General features: G+C 43.2%; 1 pseudogene. It reads right to left on the bottom strand.

Annotated features, from left to right (window positions below):
• Positions 1–415: pseudogene (locus BZK16_RS14020) on the bottom strand (hypothetical protein); the annotation flags it as partial.

Raw genomic sequence — 415 nt, forward strand, 5'->3', positions numbered from 1 at the left:
AACCAAACCAATACGGAATGTATTTTCAGCCATTTCACCAACGCAACGTACACGACGGTTGCCCAAGTGATCCACGTCATCTACTGTGCCGTTACCATTACGGATATCAACCAATGTTTTGATCACTTCAACGATATCTTCATTAGATAAAGTACCTTCACCAACATCTGTACCGCGACCTAAACGACGGTTGAACTTCATACGACCANACCAACATCTGTACCGCGACCTAAACGACGGTTGAACTTCATACGACCAACTGCTGATAAATCATAGCGGTCGATATCAAAGAACAAACTGTGGAACAAGCTTTCTGCCACTTCTTTCGCAGGTGGTTCACCAGGACGCATCATACGGTAGATTTCAACTTGTGCTTCTAATTGAGTTTTTGTTAAATCTGCACGCAATGTATCAG

This window comes from Wohlfahrtiimonas populi, assembly GCF_002006795.1.
Taxonomy (GTDB): domain Bacteria; phylum Pseudomonadota; class Gammaproteobacteria; order Cardiobacteriales; family Wohlfahrtiimonadaceae; genus Wohlfahrtiimonas; species Wohlfahrtiimonas populi.